The following is a 22616-nucleotide window of genomic DNA, read 5'->3' on the forward strand; positions in this document are numbered from 1 at the left end:
CCGCTTAAGAACAGAAGCGTGATACTTTACATTTAATTCATGATTCAGGCGTTGCGAAGCGTACGACTGTTATGATATTATGGGTTTGTGAGCACGAAAAACAAGAAACCATAAAGTGTAAATATATATAGGAGGTAATTATTTATGGGGATTTTAAAAAGATTCAAAGACATTATGTCAGCAAACATCAACGCTATGCTTGATAAGGCAGAGGATCCGGAGAAGATGATCGACCAGTATCTCAGAGACTTACAGGAAGATCTTAGAAACGTAAAATCAGAGACAGCAACCGTTATGGCAGATGAGACCAGATGCAAACGTGCATTGGATGACTGTGATGCAGATATTGCCAAGATGCAGAGCTATGCAGAGAAGGCACTCCTTGCAGGAAATGAAGCAGATGCCATGAAGTTCTTAGAGAAGAAGAATCAGTTATCGACCAAGAGAACTTCTTTACAGCAGTCATATGATATGGCAGCCGGAAATGCAGCAAAGATGAAAGAGATGCATGATAAGCTGACAAAGGATATCATGGATCTGAACAACAGAAAGGACGCCATCAAGGCGAAGGTTCAGGTTGCAAAGACGCAGGAGAAGATGAATAAGATGATGGGAAGCGTAACGGATACAGCCGGAACGATCTCAGCATTTGACAGAATGGAAGCAAAGGCTGATGCGATGCTTGACAAGGCAAATGCAATGGCAGAATTAAATACCAGCGGCAAGGATGAGACAGATGATCTGATGAGTAAATACGATGCAGAACCATCATCAGCAGTTTCAGATGAACTTGCAGCATTAAAGGCAAAGATGGGACTTTCATAGGAGGAAACAGATGGGATTATTTTCAAATCAGTTTGCCAATGTAGTTGAGTGGGAAGAATACAGAGATGACCTGCTCTTCTGGAAATGGACAAATCGAGAGATAAAGAAAGATTCCAGACTTATCATTAAACCGGGGCAGGATGCGATCTTCCTGTATAACGGGGCGGTAGAAGGCATCTTCACAGAATCAGGAAGTTATACGATTGATTCGGATATCATTCCATTCCTTTCTACATTAAAGGGATTTAAGTTTGGTTTCAACTCAGGACTTCGTGCAGAGGTTCTGTTCATCAATACGAAAGAGTTTACCTGTAACTGGGGAACCAGTTCCCCAATCCGTTTACAGGCACCGGGACTTCCGGGCGGACTTCCTGTACGATCAAATGGTAAATTCTCATTCAAGATTGATGATTACAATGTATTGATCGAGAGAATCGCCGGAGTAAAGGCAATCTTTACAGTGGATGATGTCAGGGATCGTATTAAGGGAATCTTAGATGGACTGTTGATCAAATGGATTACAAAGACCGGCGGTGATGTATTCAATCTGATGGCAAATGCCACCGATATTGCAAAGGGTATTTTAGAAGATCTGGATATGGAACTGATCAAGATCGGTCTGACCATGACAGATTTCAGAATCAGCGAATTTACATATCCTGAGAATATATCAAAACGTGCAGATCAGGCTGCTGAGTATACGATGCTTGGTGATATGGGCCGGTTCCAGCAGGTGAAGATGGTAGATGCACTTGCAAATTCCAATGGAAAAGGCGGAACCAATATGGCAGATGTTGCCAGTGGTATGATGGGAATGCAGATGGGTATGATGATGGCAAATCAGATGACCGGTAATCTGCAGAACAACATGAACGGACAGATGAATCAGCAGGCAGCTCCAACCGGAAACGGTACGGCTCCTAAGTTCTGCCCGAACTGCGGAACCCCTACAAATGGAGCAAAATTCTGTGGTAACTGTGGAACAAAGCTGATATAAAGGAGTACAAAAGCGATGGCTGGATTAAATGACATGCAGGATCTGGCATGCAGACATGTCGATGGACCGCTTCTGATACTGGCAGGTGCCGGATCGGGAAAGACCAGAGTGATCACCCACCGGGTAGCGTATCTGATGGATGAGATCGGAGTGAATCCATATAATATCCTTGCGATAACATTTACAAATAAAGCCGCAGCCGAAATGAGAGACAGAGTAAATAACATTGTTGGAGAGGGTGCTGAACGAGTATGGGTCAGCACCTTTCATTCGTTATGTGTACGGATTCTGCGACGATTTTCAGACAGGCTCGGTTATGCAACAAATTTCAATATCTATGATTCGGATGACCAGAAATCTGCGGTTAAGAACATTCTGAAGGAACTGAAGATCGATCCAAAGAAGTATCCGGAGAAGATGTTCCTGGCAGAGATATCAAATGCAAAGGAACGGTATATTTCACCGGATCAGTATGCGAAGATGAATGCGACAGATTTTGTGAAGACACAGACGGCAACCGTATATTCCGAGTATATGAAGCGACTCCGTAAATTCAATGCATTTGACTTTGATGATCTGATCTATAAGGTGGTTGAGTTGTTTGAACATAACCCGGATGTACTGGAATTATACCAGGACAGATTTCGTTATATCATGGTGGACGAGTATCAGGATACGAACCACATACAGTTTCTGATGGTAAAGCAGCTTGCATCCAAATATAGAAACCTTTGCGTCGTTGGCGATGATGACCAGTCAATCTATAAATTCCGTGGCGCGAATATTACGAACATCCTGAATTTTGAAAAGGAATATCCGGATGCAAAGGTCGTGAAGCTGGAACAGAATTATCGTTCCTGTGGGAATATTCTGGCGGCTGCAAATGCGGTGATCAAGCATAACGAAGGAAGAAAGGATAAAGCCCTCTGGACAGATCAGGGAGATGGCGAGAAGATTGTATTTAATCAGAGTGAGGATGAATACATGGAGGCTGATCGCGTCGTAAATGAGATTATCCGTCTGACAGCGAACGGTGCACAGTATAAAGACATTGCTTTGCTATATCGTACGAATGCACAGTCTCGTATCCTTGGTGAGAAACTGGTTATGCGAGGAATCCCGCATCGGGTCTACGGTGGTCAGAATTTCTATGAACGAAAAGAAATTAAAGATGTAATGGCATATCTGAAGGTTGTAAATAACTCTACAGACGATACCTATCTTAGACGAATCATCAATGTACCAAAGCGTGGAATCGGTGATGCTACTGTTGATAAGGTGGCAGCATTTGCTGCTGCAAATGATATGACACTGATGGAAGCCATGCAGATCATAGAGCAAATTCCGGGATTACAGCGTTCGGTTGCAAAAATTTCCGGCTTTGTGGAATTAATCGACGGATTCCGGGAGATAATAGAGGAGCAGGAACCACTCAGTACATTATTTGACCGTATTCTGGAGGATACCGGATATGAAGATGAACTGATCGCGGAGCACACGGATGAATCGATGGCGAGACTTGAGAATATCGATGAGTTAAGAAACCGTGTGGTTCAGTTTGAAACCGATTATGAGGAAGCAACACTGGCAGATTTTCTGGAGGATGTCGCGCTGGTTTCGGAGACCGATAAAATGTCTGATGATGATAATATGGTCAAGTTAATGACAATCCATGGTTCAAAGGGACTGGAGTTTCCATATGTATTCTTATGTGGTATGGAAGAGCGAATCTTCCCAAGTGCGATGGCGATCAATTCGGATGATGAAGATGCGCTGGAAGAAGAACGCAGGCTTTGCTATGTAGGAATTACAAGAGCGATGAAGAAGCTGTATCTGTCCTGTGCAAGAAACCGTATGCTGCATGGAAGTAGAAACTGCAATGACATCTCCAGATTTATTAAAGAGATTCCGCCGCTGCTGTTCCAGGATTCCGGTGATATTACAAGGCATGTAAAACGGATGGAAGAACGGCAGTTTGCAGACACCGGATATACCGGAAATAGGTATGGCAGCAGCGGGCAGTCTGGATATGGAAAAGGCTCATATCATGGAAGATCGTCGCAGACGGGTTCCGGATATTCTTCATCGAATCCATACAGCAGTTACAGTAAGGCAAAGAAAGAGCCGATCAGTATAACACCATCGACCAAACCATCATTTGGCAAAGAATTTACCGTGAACCGGGAGCTGGTTCTTGACTATGGAGAAGGTGATCGGGTGCGTCATATGAAATTTGGAAACGGTACTGTAACGCAGCTTGTAAAGGGCGGCAGAGATTATGAAGTGACAGTAGACTTTGATCGTGGCGGTACAAGAAAAATGTTTGCTTCCTTTGCAAAATTAAAGCGCCTGGAAGAATAAAGAAATTATAATAATTCCAAGATAATATAGAAATAGAAAAAAGAGTATGCTATAATGACGGCATACAGAAACTAAATGAAAGGGTGGTAGTTTACAATGAAAAATAATGATGTAATTTTAGTAAAAAGTGAACCAACAGAAGAAAAGGCAAAAGGTGTTGTATTTGTAATCCTTGCGATCATCGGTGCTGTAGCAGCGATCGCAGGTATCGCATATGCAGTATATTCATACCTGACACCTGATTTTCTTGATGATTTTGATGATGATTTTGACGATGATTTTGATGATGACTTCTTCGATGATGACGATGACGACGAGGAAGAGACTCAGGCAGAGCAGCCTGCTGAGACAGCAGAAGCACCGGCAGCAGAGCCTGTAGCAGACGCTGAGTAAGATCACTCAGACAGAATCAACAAAAATTAACGAATTAAAAAGAACCATTTGAATTAGTATTTAAAATCTGATTCAGACGGTTCTTTTTTGTTAGGCATTAAATGTTTACAGCGAGAAATTTTGTGTAGTGAAAAAATGTAGTCACAGCATAGATTAGGATATCAATGTTTAAATCAAAAATGAGAAGTGGGATTTGGCATTGGAGTATATGTACTTTATGAAGCAAGCCTTTTTTAACGCCGGTTCTTAGTGAGTCGCCATAGGCGAGGAGCTTAGCACCGTTGCGTTAAAATAGAGTGCGAACGTCTTACGGAATAATAAGTAATGCTGTCTTTCATTTTATCTACTGACAAGACACCTGTAAAGCAGTGTAAAATACTATATTGTCATGTGCGACAGAACGTGTTATACTAAGGCAACGCTTTTTTATACAAGAAGAAAAAACGAATAAATATAGTTGGAGAAACAATATGAAGACAGATATTTTAATTGTGGGAAGTGGATGCGCAGGTTTATATGCAGCCTTGAATCTCCCCGGTGATAAACAGATTACGATCATAACAAAGGATATCGTAGAACACAGTGATTCCTTCCTTGCACAGGGGGGGATGTGTATGCTGAAATCAGAAGATGATTATGACAGTTATTTTGAAGATACCATGAAGGCAGGGCATTATGAGAATGATCCAAAGAGTGTAGAGGTGATGATACGTTCGTCAGTTGATATCGTAAATGACCTTGTAAAGTATGGGGCAGACTTTCATCGGGAGCCGGATGGCAGTCTTAGCTATACAAAGGAAGGAGCACATAGCCATCATCGTATCATTTTCCATGAGGATGTAACAGGAAAAGAGATCACGAGTACCCTGCTCCGCAATGTAGAGAAGCTTCCGAATGTGACAATCTACGAGCATGTAACCATGGTGGATATCCTGTGTAAGGATAATTGCTGTTACGGTGTGGTGGCAAGAGATGCGGAGGATAAGATCTTCCCGATCGTGGCAAACTATACCATGCTTGCCTGTGGAGGAATCGGTGGTATTTACAGGCATTCGACTAATTTCAGACATCTGACCGGAGATGCCGTTGCAATCGCATTAAAGCATGGGATTGAGACAGAGCATGTGAACTATGTCCAGATCCATCCGACAACATTATACAGCAAAGAGCCGGAGGACAGGAGTTTTCTGATCTCGGAGTCAGTTCGTGGCGAGGGCGCGCTTCTCTATAACAAGAATCATGAGCGGTTTGTAAATGAACTTCTTCCGAGAGATCTGCTGACGATCGAGATTCGCAAACAAATGGAGAAGGACGGGACAGATTATGTCTGGGAAGATATGACTGTGATTGATAGAAAAGAATTAGAAGAACATTTCCCGAATATCGTTGAGCATTGCAAAGAAATGGGATATGATGTGTATACAGAATGCATACCGGTTGTGCCGGCACAGCATTATTTCATGGGCGGTATCAAGGTGGATTTGTCCAGTAAGACATCGATGGATCAGTTATATGCGATCGGAGAGACTGCATGTAACGGAGTTCATGGCAAGAATCGTCTGGCAAGCAATTCGCTTCTTGAGAGTCTGGTATTTGCCAAGCGGGCAGCAAAGGAAATGACTGAGCAGTTCGACCGGACAAAGATAGAAGAAATCTCTTACAGGGAAGACGATTATACAGATAAGAAGAAGCTGGCAGCAGAATATAAGGCGCTGCTTAAGGCTGAGATCGCAAGGGAAAACGAAGAAGCTCAGAAGCACAGCGCATAGAAACGAAACGTTTACAGAAAAAGCATGACCGACAAATGCCGGATCATTTGCAGAAAAATACGGCCGGTAAGTACCGGATAGGAAATACAGAAGAATCATTCAGGAGGATATTATGTACGATCAGATTACTTTAAAATTGAATGTAGACCCTTTTATTCTTGGAGCATTAAAAGAAGATATTACAAGTGAGGATGTATCAACAAATTCCGTTATGCCGGAGGCATGCATGGGAAAGGTAGAGTTAATCTGCAAGCAGGATGGAATCATCTGTGGTTTACAGGTGTTTAAGAGAGTATTTGAATTATTAGATGATACAACCGTGACAGAACTCTACTGCAAGGATGGCGATGAGGTAAAGGCAGGACAGTTGATGGGAGTTGTAACCGGGGATATCCGTGTATTGTTATCGGGAGAACGGACAGCACTGAATTATCTGCAGAGGATGAGCGGTATTGCTACGTACACACATAAGGTTGCAGGACTTCTTGCAGGAAGCAAAATCCAGTTGCTTGACACCAGAAAGACGACCCCTAATAATCGTATTTTTGAAAAATATGCGGTTCGTGTCGGTGGTGGGCATAATCACAGATATAATCTTTCGGACGGAGTCCTTCTGAAGGATAATCATATAGGTGCAGCAGGCGGAGTGAAAGAGGCAATCCGTATGGCAAAGGAATATGCACCGTTTGTCAGAAAGATCGAAGTCGAGGTTGAGAATCTGGATATGGTAAAGGAGGCTGTTGAAGCCGGAGCGGATATTATCATGCTGGATAATATGTCAGATGAAATGTTAAAAGAAGCGATCGGCATCATTGATGGCAAGGCAGAGATCGAGGTATCAGGTAATGTAACAGCAGAAAATATCGAGCACTTGAAGAACCTTGGTGTTGATTATATATCAAGTGGAGCGCTGACACATTCCGCTCCGATCATGGATATTTCTCTGAAAAATCTTCATAGAATCTAACTGAATATTGTAACAAAATTTCTGGTGCCTTTGGGTGCAGGGAAGGTTTACATGAGAAATAGAATGGGTTAATGGATGATAAGATTGGGAGGAAGAACATGACAGGAGTTGAAAGACGGGAAAAACTGTTGTCGATGCTTGCGAAGAGTAAAGAGCCGATCGCGGGGGCGGAGATGGCGAAGCGACTCAGTGTGAGCAGACAGGTGATCGTACAGGATATTGCCCTGCTTCGTGCGGCTGACAATAATATTGTTTCAACAAACCGGGGATATGTGTTATTAAAGCCGGGAAAATGCGAACGAATATTCAAGGTGCGTCATACTGCGGAAGAGATAGAGAAAGAATTACAGATCATCGTAGATAATGGTGGCAGGATTCTGGATGTATTTGTATATCATAAGATTTATGGAGTTGTAAAAGCTCCGATGAACATAAAAACCAGAAAAGATATTTATGAATATGTAAAGACTTTGAGCAGTGGAAAATCATCGCCGCTTCTTAAGATAACCGACAATTACCATTATCATACGGTGCAGGCCGATTCAGAAGATATCCTGGATAATATTCAGAAGGATCTGGAGGAATGTGGTTTCCTTGCAAAACTGCTGGATTTCGAACCGGTTGATTTTTGGGAAAAAAGTGAATAACACGGGATGGCAGGTGGTCTATAACGGATTACCTGCCATTCTATGTTATAAGATGACGAGGGAAAGAAATTAATGATACACAGGAGTAAAGCTGGGTGCATCGGATGTGATCTATGGTATCACCAAATATGTGTATTATTGAATAAGTCAATATTGTGCAACAAATTTATAAAAATAATGTAAGAAAAACGGATGGACAGATAATATAATAACATTATCAGGTATAATAAATTATATACCAAATAAAATGGAAAAGAGGAAATGAGAATGATAAAAAAATACACATATGGTAATCCGTTTTTTACAGAATCGGTTGTTGCGTCATTTGAGGCATCGGAAGGTATGCCTGAAGTTGGAACAGTAAATCTGGATGATGGCTTTTCATTTCTTTATGATATGAAAGCAGGGGATGCAGTATATGGACTTGGTGAAGCAAATCGTGGAATCAACAAAAGAGGATATAAATATATAAGCAATAATACAGATATTCCGAATCATCATGAGGATGTTTATTCTTTATATGCATCTCATAATTTTGTTGTTATATCCGGCGAGAGAACATTTGGATTGTACATAGATTATCCGTCTTCGCTGGTATTTGATATCGGATATACTAAGATGGACGAACTTCATATTTTCTGCGATAAAGCAGATTTGGATCTCTATGTGATCACAGGCGAAAGTATATATGATATTGTAAAACAATTCAGACAAATGATAGGAAAAAGTTATATTGCTCCAAAGTTTGCTTTTGGTTTTGGACAGAGCCGTTGGGGCTATAAGACACCGGAAGATTTTGCTTATGTTGTGAAGAAATACAGGGAGAATCATATTCCGATCGATATGGTATACATGGATATCGATTATATGGATCATTATAAAGACTTTACGATAAATGAAGCATTTGGTGATTTTTCTGAATATGTAGAAGAGTTGAAAAAAGAAAATGTACGCTTGATCCCGATTATTGATGCGGGAGTGAAGATCGAAGAAGGATATGATGTGTATGAAGAAGGCGTAGCAAACAATTATTTCTGTAAAAGAGAGGACGGAAGTGATTTTGTTGCAGCTGTATGGCCGGGATACACACATTTTCCGGATGTATTGAATCCGGAAGCGAGAAAATGGTTTGGCGGAAAATATAAGCTTCTTACAGATGCAGGGATTGAAGGCTTCTGGAATGATATGAATGAACCGGCAATTTTTTATACACCGGAAGGCGTTTGTGATGTGAAAGAGGCAATGCGGGAATTTATTGATAAAGATGAATCCGTGGATGATGTCTGGGGAATCCGGGATATGGTAGTAGATCTGGCTAATAATGCCAAAGACTATGCTTCAATGTATCATAATGTGAATGGAAAGATGGTGCGTCATGATCAGGTACATAACCTTTTCGGTTATAATATGACACGGGCAGCAGGTGAAGCACTTCGAGAGATCTGTCCGGAGAAAAGATGCCTGTTGTTTTCCAGATCATCTTATATCGGAATGCATCGTTATGGCGGTATCTGGACCGGAGATAATAAATCTTGGTGGTCCCATATCCTGTTAAATCTGAAAATGCTTCCATCATTAAATATGTGTGGTTTCTTATATACAGGAGCAGATCTGGGTGGATTTGGCTGTAATACGACCAGAGATCTTTTGCTCAGATGGCTCGCGCTTGGTGTATTTACACCGCTGATGCGTAATCATGCATGCCTTGGCACAAGAGAGCAGGAGTGCTATCAGTTTGAGCAGATTGAAGATTTCAGACATATCATAGGTGTTCGTTATCGGTTGCTTCCATATATTTACAGTGAATATATGAAGGCTGCTTTAAATGATGAAATGATGTTCAAACCGCTTGCATTTGAATATCCGGAAGATCGTATGGCGGTAAATGTAGAAGACCAGCTTATGCTTGGTAATGAGATCATGATCGCACCGGTATATACACAGAATGCAATCGGAAGATATGTTTATTTGCCGGAGGATATGATGCTTGTCCGTTTCAAGGCTGAGGGTGATATTGAACAGACAGAGATGAAAAAAGGACATCATTTTGTAGAAGTGCCGTTAAATGAAGTGATTTTATTTATTCGGAAAGGAAAATGCATTCCTCTTGCTGACTTTGCCGAGTGCGTTGCGGATATTGATACGAAGAAGCTGCAGTTACTTGGGTATGCGGGAAGCAGTTATCAGTTGTATGATGATGATGGATTTACAAGAGAATGTAATATGGAGATGTCCTGTGTAATTTTGAATAATTAGTAACAGAATATCAGATAAAAGAAAAAGGCAATCGATTATGATTGCCTTTTTTGATGCGGATAACAGGAGTTGAACCTGCACGTCTGTTGACACTAGAACCTAAATCTAGCGCGTCTGCCAATTCCGCCATATCCGCAGAGTTTCTTCTATATATAAAGAACAGAAGAGTAGATATAAAAAAATCAGATATAAAATTATATCTGAAATTTTAATGAGCCATCGGGGACTCGAACCCCGGACAACTTGATTAAAAGTCAAGTGCTCTACCGCCTGAGCTAATGGCCCATATAAATTAAGTTTTTGACTGGGCTAGCTGGATTCGAACCAGCGAATGCAGGAGTCAAAGTCCTGTGCCTTACCGCTTGGCGATAACCCAAAAGCATCGCTTAATATGCGATAAAGAAAAGGGTGGATAGAGGGACTCGAACCCTCGGCCTCCAGAGCCACAATCTGGCGCGCTAGCCAACTGCGCCATACCCACCATATAAGTGAAACATCCATATGGAACAGCAGTAGTGCCACAGAATGAAACAAATAAATGTGCCCGAAGGGATTCGAACCCCCGACCCACGGCTTAGAAGGCCGTTGCTCTATCCAGCTGAGCTACGGACACATTTTAAATTCCCGCTATAAATATTAGCGAAAATAAAGAGCGGGTGATGGGAATCGAACCCACGTATCTAGCTTGGAAGGCTAGTGTTCTACCATTGAACTACACCCGCATGATTGCTTAACAGTGTTTAGATTTATGATTATCTAAGTCGGGGTGACAGGATTCGAACCTGCGACCTCTTGATCCCAAATCAAGCGCTCTAGCCAAGCTGAGCCACACCCCGGAACAAAGTGTTTGTCGTTTTTTTATGTTCGCCATATCTCTGACGCAAGACATATTATACATAAACACCCCCTTGATGTCAACAATAAATTTTATTTTTTTTGCATTTTTTTTGACAGAGCGGATTTCATTAGGTTTTAAGCCGCTTCCCGGTATTCATTTTTTTGAATATTATATATGGATTGATGATTATCTCATATATTTTAGCATTAATTTAAAGTTTTCGAGGTCTGGCAGGTATGTATCTGTTGCATATAGATCTTTTAAAAAAATTGGATAAAAATTGAATCGGGTAACAAGCTGTGCTATAGTAAGGGCTGCGACAGTTTAATTAAGAAAAGAGAGAATGGAATGAGTGATTTTTTATTTAGTATAAATGCGACAGTGCCGATCTTTCTGGTGATCCTGTTGGGGTGGTTTCTGAAACGGATTGGGCTGATCAATGATGAATTTGCAAATATAGCAAATAAATATGTGTTTAAGGTATCCCTTCCGGTGCTTTTGTTCCGGGATATCGCAACAACCTCGGTATTAAAAGACGTAAATATGAAATTTGTGGCGTTTTGTTTCTTCGGAACTTTTATTATGTTTGCATGTGCCTGGTGCTTTGCAAAGATATATTGCCGGGATAAGACGATGGTCGGAGCGTTTGCGCAGGCATCGGCAAGAGGCAGCGCGGCGGTGCTTGGAATTGCCTTTGTAGAAAATATCTGTGGAAGCTCAGGGATGGCTCCGCTTATGATCGTTGCGGCAGTACCATTGTTCAATATCCTGTCTGTTATTATGCTGACCTTTGGGGGCAGAGATAATATCCATGGTTCAGACGGAATTAAAACGGCATGCATTAATATTTTAAAGAATCCGATCATAATCGGTATCGTACTCGGAGTTCCGTTTTCATTATTTAATATTACGATTCCGGCGATCCCGATGAAGACGATCAATTATATAGCACAGACGGCGACTCCGATCGCATTGATCGCCATAGGAGCTGGTTTTAATACAAAAGCGGCACTGGAGAAAATGAAGCCTGCGGTTACAGCAGCTCTTATGAAGCTGATTGTATTTCCTTTGATCTATATGCCGATTGCGATCAAGCTTGGGTTTGCACCGAGTGAGTTGGCAGCAATATTGATCATGACAGGCTCACCATCCACGGTAACCTGTTATATTATGGCTAAGAATATGAATAATGATGAAGTCCTGTCGTCAAATGCAATCGTGCTGACAACTCTGTTTTCATCGATCACGATAACGGCATGGGTATATGTCCTTCGCGTTATGGGATGTATATGACAGAAGCAATAATAGAAATCCTTGAATATACAGAACTGGGACTAAATAAGAAGTAATGAATACAGAGAATAGATAATATAGAAAATTAAAATACAGAGAATGGAGAAAGAAGATGAAAAATATAGTTTTGATCGGAATGCCGGGATGTGGAAAGAGTACGATAGGTGTGGTACTCGCCAAGGTTTTTGGATTTGATTTTGTAGATGCAGATGTGTTGATCCAGAAGAAGCATGGTAAGCTGCTTCGTGAGTTGATAGCGGAATACGGAGATGATGGGTTCCTTCAGATAGAAAATGATGTAAACAAAGAAATTGACTTGAAGAATACGGTTATTGCAACCGGAGGAAGTGTCGTATACTGTGATGAAGCCATGCAGCATTATGTAAAAAATGATATTGTAGTATATATCGAGCTTCCATATGAAGTGATCGCTTCCAGACTGGAAAATGTAAAACGACGTGGCGTAGTGTTAAAGGATGGTCAGACTTTAAAGGATCTTTATAAAGAGAGAATCTTATTGTATGAAAAATATGCACAGATCACGGTAAAAGCCGAGGGGCTTTCCGTAGAAGAACTAATGGATACGATTGCAGAAAAAGTGTTGGCATATGAGAACACACATTAATGTGAAGAACAAGCGCAAACAGCATAGGTCAAAAATAATGGTATGAATTTGGAAATATGCAGCGGGCTTATGAGGTACTAAAAACAGATTGGAAAAACGACTTCTGAACAGCAGAATGAAATATTTGGCGAAAGCTGAAAAAATATCTGCACGGAAGTCGTTTTTTATATTGACGAAAATGGATGTATCCAATATAATCTATTTTGTGGTTTAAAACGTAGAACTTTAAAGTTGCTTGACTTCAACGCAATAAAGCAAAATGAGCCGGATTATGTCAGAATTCGAAAATCAGAAATTATAAGATGCGCTATTGTTGGTGGAAAGTTGGCTGTAAAATTCTGCGAATACAAAAATGAGAAGTGACGGGAGGTCGACATGGTTATTAAAGTGATTATGCTTGTTGTATTCTTTGGCATAATGATCGGTGTAGGATTTTATGCAAGAAAACAGGCCACAGATGTGAACGGATTTGTACTGGGAGGAAGAAGCGTAGGCCCGTGGCTTACAGCATTTGCATATGGTACATCCTATTTTTCGGCAGTTATTTTTATTGGATATGCAGGACAGTTTGGATGGAAATATGGAATTGCATCCACATGGATCGGTATTGGAAATGCGATCCTTGGATCACTGCTTGCATGGGTAGTGCTTGGCAGAAGAACCAGACTGATTACGCAGAAGCTGGATTCCAGAACAATGCCGGAATTCTTTGAGAGAAGATATAACAGCAAATCCATGAAGATCATTTCTTCCTGGATCATATTCATATTCTTGATCCCATATACGGCTTCATTGTATAATGGTCTTTCCAGATTGTTTGGAATGGCATTCGACATTGATTACAAGATCTGTGTTGTTGCTATGGCAGTTCTTACCGGTATCTATGTAATCGTTGGCGGATATATGGCGACAGCGATCAATGACTTTATTCAGGGACTGATCATGCTGGTTGGTATAGTAGCAGTTATCTATGCAGTATTAAACGAGAGAGGCGGTCTTACAGGTGCGTTAGACAAGCTGGCTCGTGTAAATGATCCGGCGGTTTCGGACACACCGGGTGTATTTGCATCCTTCCTTGGACCGGATATCTTCAATCTGGTATGTGTTGTCATTTTAACCTCACTTGGAACATGGGGACTTCCTCAGATGATCCAGAAATTCTATGCGATCAAAGATGAGAAGTCAATTAAGACAGGAACGATCGTATCTACTTTATTTGCTACGATCGTAGCCGGAGGATGTTATTTCCTTGGTGGTTTTGGACGACTGACTGAGACGGATGTAGCAACAGAAGGATTTGATGCGATCATTCCACACCTGCTTGAGAATCTTCCGGAAGTATTGATGGGACTGGTGGTTATCCTTGTATTGTCTGCTTCGATGTCTACCTTATCTTCATTGGTTCTGACCTCAAGCTCCACACTTACGATCGACTTTATCAAAGCATCGATCGCACCGAAAATGTCAGAGAAGAAGCAGGTTCTTACAATGCGGATCATGCTGGTAGTATTTATCGCATTATCAGCGGTCATTGCAGTCATTCAGTATTCCAGCAAAGTGGCATTTATCGCACAGCTTATGGGTATCTCATGGGGTGCGATCGCAGGTGCCTGTCTGGCTCCGTTTTTATATGGTCTGTACTGGAAACGTACGACAGTGGCAGCCTGCCTTGTAAGTTTTATCTGGGGCGTTGGTATCATGACACTGAACTTTATCAGTAATACATGGCAGTTATTTAGTTTTCCACAGGCATTACAGTCACCTGTAAACTGTGGTGCAGCAGCGATGATCGGTGGATTGATCCTTGTTCCGGTCGTCAGTCTGATCACAAAGAAACCGGATCAGGAGCGCGTAGAGGAGATCTTCTCCTGTTATGAAGCGACAGTAACCGTACCTCAGAAGGAAGCATTGGACTAATATTATTCAAAAAATATACATAATATGTATAAAGCCGGCAGACAGAAAAACATTCTGTCCTGCCGGCTTTAACATTTGTGTGAAATGCGTAAAAATGTGTTTGTACAAGAGCTTTTTGAATGTAAAATCAGTTTTCAAAACAGAAAGAAAGTATACGGACATATTAAAAATAGAATAAAAAAATAAATATCAAAATAATTTTTTGTATATTTATTAATTAATACTTGAATATTATACATAATAACTGTATAATCATGGAAGATTATACGAACTGTATTTTCCTATGAAAGCGGTTGACGGAAGAAAATGCAGAGAGTAAGATAAATGAATGTGTAGAAATACAAATAGGACGATGGCTGTAACGGAAAATGACCGGTCGCAGCAGATTGGAGTAAGATATGATAAAAGCAGGAATTATTGGTTCAACCGGATATGCCGGTCAGGAAATAGTAAGAATTCTTCTTGGACATAAGGATGTGGAAATAGTCTGGTATGGTTCCAGAAGTTTTATAGATAAGAAATATTACGAAGTATTTGGAAACATGTTTCAGATCGTGGATGCAACCTGTCTGGGCGAGAATATGGATGAGCTGGCTGAGAAAGTGGATGTTATTTTCACTGCAACCCCACAGGGCTTATGTTCTTCCCTTGTAAATGAGGATATTTTATCAAAGGTTAAGATCATTGATCTGAGTGCGGATTTCAGAATTAAGGATGTTGCTACTTACGAGAAGTGGTACAAGATCGAGCATAAGAGTCCGGAATTTATCGACGAGGCCGTATATGGTCTGTGTGAGATCAACAGAGATAAGGTAAAGGGATGCAGACTTCTGGCAAATCCGGGCTGTTATACAACCTGCTCCATTCTTTCCTTATATCCGCTTGTAAAAGAGAAGCTGATCGATCCGAATACGATCATTGTGGATGCTAAGTCCGGTACATCAGGAGCAGGACGAGGAGCAAAGATCCCGAACCTGTTCTGTGAGGTAAATGAAAGCATTAAGGCATATGGAGTAACGACTCATCGCCATACACCGGAGATCGAAGAACAGCTTGGATATGCATACGGCAGTCCGATCATGATTAATTTCACACCACATCTGGTTCCGATGAATCGTGGTATTCTGGTTACGGCATATGCTTCATTAAAAGAAAAGGTAGATTACGATACTGTTCGTGCTGCATATGACAAATATTATGCAAACGAGAGATTTGTCCGTGTTCTTGACAAGGATGTATGTCCGGAGACACGTTGGGTAGAGGGCAGCAATTATGTAGATGTCAACTTTAAGATTGATGAAAGAACCGGACGTATCATTGCAATGGGAGCACTTGATAATCTGGTAAAGGGAGCAGCCGGTCAGGCAGTTCAGAATATGAATATTATGTTTGGACTTCCGGAAGAAGAAGGACTGCTGATGGCTCCGGTATTCCCATAAAGAGTAACGGCATCGGATATCGTGGAAGAACAGATGATATAAGGCGGTGATCGGTATGGAGATCATTTCCGGCGGAGTGACAGCTCCAATCGGATTTCTGGCAGCAGGTATGCACGCCGGAGTAAGAAAAAATAAAAAGAAAAAAGACATGGCATTGCTAGTCAGCAAGTGTCCGGCGAAGACAGCTGGAGTATTTACACAGAATGTAGTCAAGGCTGCACCTGTTATGTGGGACAAAGCATTATGTGACGATATCGGCTTATGTCAGGCACTGGTTGTAAACAGTGGAGTGGCAAATGCATGTACCGGAGAAGCAGGAGATGTTGATGTGGCGCATATGGCAGAGCTTGCGGCAGCAGAACTTCAGGTACCGGCTGATCAGGTTGCGGTTGCTTCGACCGGAGTAATAGGTATAAGGCTTCCGATGGAGACGATCGCGCATGGAATCCGCGAACTTTCAGGGATGCTTTCCGATGATTTGGAAAGTGGAAGTCATGCGGCGGAAGCCATTATGACGACCGATGTATATAAGAAAGAGATCGCGGTAAAGCTGCAGATCAAAGGGAAGACAATTACCGTCGGAGGCATGTGCAAAGGTTCCGGTATGATCAACCCGAATCTTGGAACGGTGCTTGGATTCCTGACAACGGATCTGAATATCAGTCAGGAGTTATTGCAGAAAACACTGAGAAATGATGTCATAGACACTTATAATATGTTATCTGTCGATGGGGATACTTCAACGAATGACACCGTTATGATATTTGCAAATGGCATGGCAGGAAATGATGAGCTGCTTGAAACGGATGCGGATTATCCGGCATTTGCGGAGGCACTTCGATATATCAATACCTACTTCGTGAAGCTGATCGCAGCGGACGGAGAGGGAACGACGAGGATGTTTCAGGTACAGGTAGCAGGGGCGGAATCCAAGGAGGGCGCAAGAAAGCTTGCAAAATCCGTGGTGACATCAAACCTTGTAAAATGCGCCGTATACGGTTCGGATGCGAACTGGGGACGTCTGGTGTGCGCGATGGGACAGAGCGGGATCGCTTTTGATCCATATAAGGTAGATATTATAATATCCAGTGAGGCCGGTTCCTTAAAAATAGTTGAAAACGGGGTCTGTACCGATTATGATGAAGAAAGAGCGACGGAGATCCTGTCGCCGGATCAGGTATGTTTTCATGCGGATATGCATGCCGGTACAGAGACAGCTTCCGCGTGGGGCTGTGACCTTACATATGAATATATCAAGATAAATGCAGAGTATAGAAAGTGAGGAAGTAAATAAGATGGTAAAGGGAGATTATACAGTAGATCAGGTAATATCAAAAGCACAGACACTGATCGAGGCTTTGCCTTATATCAAGAAATTTCAGGGGAAAACAATTGTTGTAAAATATGGCGGAAGTGCTATGTTGGATGAGAATCTGAAATATAATGTGATTGAAGATGTTGCATTATTAAAGCTGGTTGGACTGAAACCGGTTATCGTGCATGGTGGCGGTAAGGAGATCAGCAAATGGGTAGAGAAGATTGGAAAAGAACCTGAATTTATTAATGGACTTCGTGTAACAGACGGGGAGACAATGGAGATTGCCGAGATGGTATTATCCAAGGTAAATAAGAGTCTTGTCAGCATGATGCAGAAGGTTGGTTTAAAGGCTGTGGGTATCAGTGGAAAGGATGGTGGACTGTTTACCGTTAAGAAGCGTCTGCCAGGTGGAAAAGATATCGGTTATGTAGGCGAGATCACAAAGGTTGATACAGAGGTGATCGATGCACTGGTCGATCAGGATTTTATACCTGTTATCGCCCCTATCGGTGTCAGTGAAGAATATGAGGATTATAATATTAATGCTGATGATGCTGCATGTGCTGTTGCAACAGCATTAAAGGCAGAAAAGCTGGTATTCTTAACAGATATTGAAGGTGTATTTATCGATCCGACAGATAAGTCTACTCTGATCTCAGAAATGGATATCCATGAGGCAAAGGATATCATTGAGAAAGGTGTTGTCGGCGGTGGTATGCTTCCAAAGCTTAATAACTGTATCACAGCCATGGAAAATGGTGTATCAAGAGTTCATATTTTGGATGGTCGCCTGAAGCATTGCCTGCTTCTTGAGTTCTTTACTCAGAAGGGTATCGGTACTGCAATCTTAAAAGAGCCTCTATTCTAAATGATAATTTTAGTAATACAAAAAAATAAAACAGAAAAAGATCGGAACTGTGTGGTAATAATGAGAAAAACCAGGAACTACAGTTCCGGTCTTTTTTCTATTTTACTATTGTAAAAGGAAAAGAAGTTCGTTAAAATGGAAATGTGTATGGTCATATCGGCATATACAGGAGGTTATGCAGATATGATGAAGAAAAAAAGAAGAAATGCCGGCTGTGTTTTATTCAGGGTAGTAGCCGGATTTATGATTATTTTCATGCTGTCGGGCTGTGGAAATGATCACGTTTCCTATGAACCTGCAGATGTGACAGATGATGCAGATGCACAGGTGACAGAGCAGCAGACAGATGAAAGTTCGGCAACATCGGAAAATACAGGATATGTATATGTCTATGTGTGCGGTGCTGTTAGGCAGGAAGGGGTATACCGGCTGCCGGAAGGCTCCAGGATCAATGATGCACTGATTCTTGCGGGTGGACTGACTGAGGATGCTGCTTCAGGTGTTTTGAATCTGGCAGAGTCGGTTCAGGATGGACAGAAGCTTTATTTCCCAACGAAGGATGAAATGGAGAATCAGCAAGGTGTTCCGGTAGACGGAACATATACGGATGGTCAGGCGAACAATAGTGAACAGTCACAGAAAATAGATATCAATACGGCTGATAAAGAACAGTTGATGACACTTTCCGGTATCGGAGAGGCGAAGGCAGAATCCATCATTCGATATAGGGCGGAGCATGGAAATTTTGCACAGATCGAAGATATTACAAATGTAGACGGGATTGGCGAGAGCCTTTTTCAGAAGATAAAAGAATATATATATGTTAAATAAAGATATAGGGGTGTAATCGTATGAAAAAAGTACTGGTTGTAGATGACGAAAAATTGATTGTCAAGGGATTGAAATTCAGTCTGGAACAGGATGATATGGAAGTCGATGTCGCCTACGATGGTGGAGAGGCATTTGAAAAAATAAAGAACAATTCATATGATATCGTTCTTCTTGACATTATGATACCGGTATATACAGGAATAGAAGTCTGCCAGATGGTGCGTGAGTTTTCCAATGTCCCGATCATAATGCTTACAGCAAAGGGAGAGGACATGGATAAGATCATGGGGTTGGAATATGGAGCAGATGATTATATCACAAAGCCGTTTAATATCCTTGAGGTTAAAGCAAGAATAAAAGCAATTCTCAGACGAAGCGGTAAGAAGGCAGAACCTGTAAAACCTGTGAATATCATGGAAATTAATGGTATGAAGGTAGAGCTTGACAGCAGACGGGTATTTGTTCATGGAAAAGAACTGAATCTGACAGCAAAAGAATTCGATCTTTTGGAATTATTAATGGCACATCCGAATAAAGTATATTCAAGAAACGAACTTCTTGATACTATATGGGGAAGTACATATCCGGGAGATGCCCGTACCGTGGATGTCCATGTTCGAAGACTCAGAGAAAAAATCGAAGATAACCCGGGAGAACCGGTATATATCCATACGAAATGGGGCGTCGGCTATTATTTTAAAGGCTGATATTTGCGATGAAAAAAGACAGAAATGATGATTTGAAAAAGACAAATATCATGATACATGGAAAACAGCATATTCGTCTTCAGACAGTGCTCTTTCTGATTATTGTTCTATTGGTGTTCCTTGTCGCGATAGGTATGCGAACTGTTTTTTTCAATTTGCTTGTAAAAAATGAATATCGTGATGTTGAAAAGCTTCTGAGAAATAATTCAAAAAATCTGGAATATCTGATCAATGATATTAATTCAGAAACCGAGGGCACAAGTCAGACTTATCAGGGAGTAGATACACTTGCGTACAGTATGTCGGCCAGGATCATTATCGTTAATACAGATTATAATGTGATCTATGATAGTTTTCGTTTAATGAGGGATACTTATATCATGGATAATGATATTCACAGAATCATGAGCGGTGATGAGGCGGAAAAGATGGTGGCAGATGCTGCTTCGATCGAGTATATATTTCCTGTGGTAAATCGGGAAGGCTATACCGATGATGTAGCAGTAGTGGCAGTCAGTCTTAAGGATTTCAATGATAATAAGACATATCTGGAGTACCGTGCGAATATTTTGATCTGTATATTTTTGGTACTTGGAGTGATTGCTGCTGTAGTGATTTCTTATACAGCGATTCGTGACACCAGAGAGATACGCAGACAGCTTTTGAACATGAAGGATGGATTCCTTGGGCAGCTTCAAAAGACCGGTTTATGGAAAGAAACCGGTATGGTCGTGGATAATATGAATGGGATATTTGCAAAAGCTCAGCTTCTGGAGGAATCACGACAGGAATTCGTATCAAATGTATCCCATGAATTGAAGACGCCAATCACATCTATGAAGGTTTTATCCGAGTCCATATTGATGCAGGAGAATGTTCCTGTTGAGACATATCGGGAATTTATGAATGATATTGTGCTTGAGATCGATCGCGAAGCCCAGATCATCAGTGATCTTCTGACTCTTGTAAAAACAGATAAGGGATCAGACAGTCTGAATATTGAACGCGTAGATATTAATGAGTTGATGGAGGTTATTCTGAAAAGATTGACTCCGTTGGCAGAAAAAAGAAATATTGAGATTACATTTGAGAGTTTCCGTGAAGTATCAGCGGATATAGATAAAGTGAAATTCACACTTGCAATATCAAATCTCATCGAGAATGGGATAAAGTATAATGTGGATGGTGGATGGATCAGGGTATCGTTGAATGCAGATCATAAAAATCTGTATATAAAAGTCGCTGATTCAGGTGTTGGTATACCGGAAGATTGTGTAGAGCATATCTTTGAACGTTTTTACAGAGTAGACAAAGCACGAAGCCGAGATACCGGAGGAACAGGATTGGGTCTGGCGATATCCAAGAATATTATCGTTATGCATAAGGGAATTATCAATGTATATAGTGAACCGGGTAAGGGAACTACATTTACGGTTCGTGTTCCGATGAATTATGTCAACTAGACGAAAGGATGAAGGAGTAAGATATGAAGACTAGAATCTTCGGTTATCGAATCGTTATTCGTATGGTCATGGTTTTTGCTTTATTATTTACACTGACAGGGTGTGGAGATAATAAAGTTAAGGATACGACGGGTTCGGGTCTGGATGCCAGTGAAGGCATGGATATATATACTATTTATTATATGAATGGTGACTGGACTGATTTTGTTGTTAAGCGTACGAATATTGACCAGCTTGAAGCAACAGAGAATACGATAGATAAATTAATGAATCTGTTGATAACATCAACAGATGACAAGAATTGCCAGATACCGGTACCAATGGGCATGGCTTATCAGCGCTACGCATATGATGGACAGGGTGTTGTGACGATTATGTTTAATCTGGATTATGAAACTGCTGAGAATTATCAGATCTTGCTGTGCAAGATGGCATTTACAAATACTCTTTGTCAGGTTGAGGGTGTTGATAAAGTATCCTTTGAGTTGTCTGATCTGATCGGAGAGAGGGAACTTGATACGAGTGTCTATTCAGAACAGTCTTTTTCAACCATAGACGGTAATTTTTTGAAGTCTGATTATTCGGTTGATATCTATGTGCCTGATACAACCGGAAAACGCTTGGATAAGAAAACAATTGTGATCGATGCAATGTCCTACAAGACATCGGAAGAGCAGGTGATGGAAAATCTGCGAAACTCAAAGGAGTGGAAAAGTCCGTTAGGAGATGATATAGATATTTTGGACATCTATGTTCAGGATCGTGTCTGCTATGTGAATTACAGCAGTTCTTTTCTGACAAATGTAGAACAGTATGATGACAGGATACTTTTGTATTCTATCGTAGATTCACTGGTTCAGCTTTCGGATGTAGATAAGGTTGTATTCAAGGTAGATGGTAAACAGGATTTGATCTATGGTGAAAATCTTGATTTTACTAAAGCTTATACGGCAGATTATTCAATTTGTAATTGAGAATAAAGGATAAAGGTATAAAACGCAAATGCAGGAGTACAGGCATTTGGAAGTTTAATAGCGGTAAGTCAGGAGGAAAATAAAATAAAAAGACCATTGTTTTGGGTAGCGTGTGCCTTTCTGTTTGG

Annotated in this window: 18 protein-coding genes and 7 tRNA genes; 18 read left to right on the top strand and 7 right to left on the bottom strand. The window is 41.1% G+C overall.

What is annotated here, in order from left to right:
* Positions 1-144: 144 nt before the first annotated feature.
* The 8 genes from DWW43_RS05275 to DWW43_RS05310 all read left to right on the top strand — a co-directional run bounded on the left by DWW43_RS05275 (position 145) and on the right by DWW43_RS05310 (position 10215).
* Positions 145-825, top strand: a complete 681-nt coding sequence (locus DWW43_RS05275) for a PspA/IM30 family protein (protein WP_119962933.1) — start codon at positions 145-147, stop codon at positions 823-825.
* Between the two features lie 10 nt (positions 826-835).
* On the top strand, positions 836-1822 hold the full coding sequence (locus tag DWW43_RS05280; protein WP_008401297.1) for an SPFH domain-containing protein: 987 nt from the start codon (positions 836-838) through the stop codon (positions 1820-1822).
* A gap of 15 nt (positions 1823-1837) precedes the next feature.
* Positions 1838-4183, top strand: coding sequence for a UvrD-helicase domain-containing protein (locus DWW43_RS05285; RefSeq protein ID WP_119962934.1), 2346 nt, complete (start codon positions 1838-1840; stop codon positions 4181-4183).
* A gap of 96 nt (positions 4184-4279) precedes the next feature.
* Positions 4280-4576, top strand: coding sequence for a hypothetical protein (locus DWW43_RS05290; protein ID WP_119962935.1), 297 nt, complete (start codon positions 4280-4282; stop codon positions 4574-4576).
* A 470-nt stretch (positions 4577-5046) separates the two neighbouring features.
* Positions 5047-6345, top strand: a complete 1299-nt coding sequence (locus DWW43_RS05295) for an L-aspartate oxidase (protein ID WP_119962936.1) — start codon at positions 5047-5049, stop codon at positions 6343-6345.
* Between the two features lie 112 nt (positions 6346-6457).
* Positions 6458-7312 carry a carboxylating nicotinate-nucleotide diphosphorylase gene (nadC, locus tag DWW43_RS05300; protein ID WP_119962937.1) on the top strand — a complete coding sequence of 285 codons (855 nt, stop codon included), beginning with the start codon at positions 6458-6460 and terminating at the stop codon, positions 7310-7312.
* A 98-nt stretch (positions 7313-7410) separates the two neighbouring features.
* Entirely contained in the window at positions 7411-7959 is a 549-nt protein-coding gene (locus DWW43_RS05305; protein ID WP_044945249.1) for a transcription repressor NadR, read from the top strand.
* 267 nt (positions 7960-8226) lie between these two features.
* Positions 8227-10215, top strand: coding sequence for a TIM-barrel domain-containing protein (locus DWW43_RS05310; RefSeq protein WP_119962938.1), 1989 nt, complete (start codon positions 8227-8229; stop codon positions 10213-10215).
* A gap of 54 nt (positions 10216-10269) precedes the next feature.
* On the opposite strand, the gene DWW43_RS05315 is transcribed toward DWW43_RS05310, so the two are convergent.
* The 7 genes from DWW43_RS05315 to DWW43_RS05345 all read right to left on the bottom strand — a co-directional run bounded on the left by DWW43_RS05315 (position 10270) and on the right by DWW43_RS05345 (position 11051).
* Positions 10270-10351 (bottom strand) — tRNA-Leu (locus DWW43_RS05315).
* A 76-nt stretch (positions 10352-10427) separates the two neighbouring features.
* Positions 10428-10500, bottom strand: a tRNA-Lys gene (locus DWW43_RS05320).
* Positions 10501-10519: 19 nt separating this feature from the next.
* Positions 10520-10591 (bottom strand) — tRNA-Gln (locus DWW43_RS05325).
* A 31-nt stretch (positions 10592-10622) separates the two neighbouring features.
* Positions 10623-10696 (bottom strand) — tRNA-His (locus DWW43_RS05330).
* 58 nt (positions 10697-10754) lie between these two features.
* Positions 10755-10828 (bottom strand) — tRNA-Arg (locus DWW43_RS05335).
* Positions 10829-10866: 38 nt separating this feature from the next.
* A tRNA-Gly gene (locus DWW43_RS05340) sits at positions 10867-10937 on the bottom strand.
* A gap of 39 nt (positions 10938-10976) precedes the next feature.
* A tRNA-Pro gene (locus DWW43_RS05345) sits at positions 10977-11051 on the bottom strand.
* A gap of 350 nt (positions 11052-11401) precedes the next feature.
* Here DWW43_RS05345 and DWW43_RS05350 point away from each other — a divergent pair.
* The 10 genes from DWW43_RS05350 (at position 11402) to DWW43_RS05395 (ending at position 22488) form a co-directional block, all read left to right on the top strand.
* A complete protein-coding gene (locus DWW43_RS05350; protein ID WP_008401306.1) occupies positions 11402-12346 on the top strand; it encodes an AEC family transporter in 945 nt (314 codons plus the stop codon).
* A gap of 112 nt (positions 12347-12458) precedes the next feature.
* Positions 12459-12971, top strand: a complete 513-nt coding sequence (locus DWW43_RS05355; protein WP_119962939.1) for a shikimate kinase — start codon at positions 12459-12461, stop codon at positions 12969-12971.
* A 375-nt stretch (positions 12972-13346) separates the two neighbouring features.
* Positions 13347-14888, top strand: a complete 1542-nt coding sequence (locus tag DWW43_RS05360) for a sodium:solute symporter family protein (protein WP_119962940.1) — start codon at positions 13347-13349, stop codon at positions 14886-14888.
* Positions 14889-15286: 398 nt separating this feature from the next.
* Positions 15287-16327 carry an N-acetyl-gamma-glutamyl-phosphate reductase gene (argC, locus tag DWW43_RS05365; RefSeq protein WP_008401314.1) on the top strand — a complete coding sequence of 347 codons (1041 nt, stop codon included), beginning with the start codon at positions 15287-15289 and terminating at the stop codon, positions 16325-16327.
* Positions 16328-16382: 55 nt separating this feature from the next.
* Positions 16383-17609 carry a bifunctional glutamate N-acetyltransferase/amino-acid acetyltransferase ArgJ gene (argJ, locus tag DWW43_RS05370; protein ID WP_119962941.1) on the top strand — a complete coding sequence of 409 codons (1227 nt, stop codon included), beginning with the start codon at positions 16383-16385 and terminating at the stop codon, positions 17607-17609.
* 13 nt (positions 17610-17622) lie between these two features.
* Positions 17623-18513: an acetylglutamate kinase gene (gene argB, locus DWW43_RS05375; protein ID WP_044945251.1), complete on the top strand. Its 891-nt coding sequence runs from the start codon at positions 17623-17625 to the stop codon at positions 18511-18513.
* 183 nt (positions 18514-18696) lie between these two features.
* A complete protein-coding gene (locus DWW43_RS05380) occupies positions 18697-19344 on the top strand; it encodes a helix-hairpin-helix domain-containing protein (RefSeq protein WP_165853018.1) in 648 nt (215 codons plus the stop codon).
* Between the two features lie 20 nt (positions 19345-19364).
* Positions 19365-20051 (top strand): response regulator transcription factor, encoded by a 687-nt coding sequence (locus DWW43_RS05385; RefSeq protein ID WP_008401318.1) that lies wholly within the window; start codon positions 19365-19367, stop codon positions 20049-20051.
* Positions 20052-20059: 8 nt separating this feature from the next.
* Positions 20060-21514: an ATP-binding protein gene (locus DWW43_RS05390; RefSeq protein WP_119962943.1), complete on the top strand. Its 1455-nt coding sequence runs from the start codon at positions 20060-20062 to the stop codon at positions 21512-21514.
* 23 nt (positions 21515-21537) lie between these two features.
* Entirely contained in the window at positions 21538-22488 is a 951-nt protein-coding gene (locus DWW43_RS05395; protein ID WP_008401320.1) for a GerMN domain-containing protein, read from the top strand.
* Positions 22489-22616 lie beyond the last annotated feature (128 nt).

The organism is Clostridium sp. AF15-41 (assembly GCF_003604095.1).
GTDB lineage: Bacteria > Bacillota > Clostridia > Lachnospirales > Lachnospiraceae > Coprococcus.

What these genes read in the sequence shown, in the direction of transcription:
- DWW43_RS05275 (WP_119962933.1), top strand. Translation starts at nt 145, where the DNA reads ATGGGGATTTTAAAAAGATTCAAAGACATTATGTCAGCAAACATCAAC.
- DWW43_RS05280 (WP_008401297.1), top strand. Translation starts at nt 836, where the DNA reads ATGGGATTATTTTCAAATCAGTTTGCCAATGTAGTTGAGTGGGAAGAA.
- DWW43_RS05285 (WP_119962934.1), top strand. Translation starts at nt 1,838, where the DNA reads ATGGCTGGATTAAATGACATGCAGGATCTGGCATGCAGACATGTCGAT.
- DWW43_RS05290 (WP_119962935.1), top strand. Translation starts at nt 4,280, where the DNA reads ATGAAAAATAATGATGTAATTTTAGTAAAAAGTGAACCAACAGAAGAA.
- DWW43_RS05295 (WP_119962936.1), top strand. Translation starts at nt 5,047, where the DNA reads ATGAAGACAGATATTTTAATTGTGGGAAGTGGATGCGCAGGTTTATAT.
- nadC (WP_119962937.1), top strand. Translation starts at nt 6,458, where the DNA reads ATGTACGATCAGATTACTTTAAAATTGAATGTAGACCCTTTTATTCTT.
- DWW43_RS05305 (WP_044945249.1), top strand. Translation starts at nt 7,411, where the DNA reads ATGACAGGAGTTGAAAGACGGGAAAAACTGTTGTCGATGCTTGCGAAG.
- DWW43_RS05310 (WP_119962938.1), top strand. Translation starts at nt 8,227, where the DNA reads ATGATAAAAAAATACACATATGGTAATCCGTTTTTTACAGAATCGGTT.
- DWW43_RS05350 (WP_008401306.1), top strand. Translation starts at nt 11,402, where the DNA reads ATGAGTGATTTTTTATTTAGTATAAATGCGACAGTGCCGATCTTTCTG.
- DWW43_RS05355 (WP_119962939.1), top strand. Translation starts at nt 12,459, where the DNA reads ATGAAAAATATAGTTTTGATCGGAATGCCGGGATGTGGAAAGAGTACG.
- DWW43_RS05360 (WP_119962940.1), top strand. Translation starts at nt 13,347, where the DNA reads ATGGTTATTAAAGTGATTATGCTTGTTGTATTCTTTGGCATAATGATC.
- argC (WP_008401314.1), top strand. Translation starts at nt 15,287, where the DNA reads ATGATAAAAGCAGGAATTATTGGTTCAACCGGATATGCCGGTCAGGAA.
- argJ (WP_119962941.1), top strand. Translation starts at nt 16,383, where the DNA reads ATGGAGATCATTTCCGGCGGAGTGACAGCTCCAATCGGATTTCTGGCA.
- argB (WP_044945251.1), top strand. Translation starts at nt 17,623, where the DNA reads ATGGTAAAGGGAGATTATACAGTAGATCAGGTAATATCAAAAGCACAG.
- DWW43_RS05380 (WP_165853018.1), top strand. Translation starts at nt 18,697, where the DNA reads ATGATGAAGAAAAAAAGAAGAAATGCCGGCTGTGTTTTATTCAGGGTA.
- DWW43_RS05385 (WP_008401318.1), top strand. Translation starts at nt 19,365, where the DNA reads ATGAAAAAAGTACTGGTTGTAGATGACGAAAAATTGATTGTCAAGGGA.
- DWW43_RS05390 (WP_119962943.1), top strand. Translation starts at nt 20,060, where the DNA reads ATGAAAAAAGACAGAAATGATGATTTGAAAAAGACAAATATCATGATA.
- DWW43_RS05395 (WP_008401320.1), top strand. Translation starts at nt 21,538, where the DNA reads ATGAAGACTAGAATCTTCGGTTATCGAATCGTTATTCGTATGGTCATG.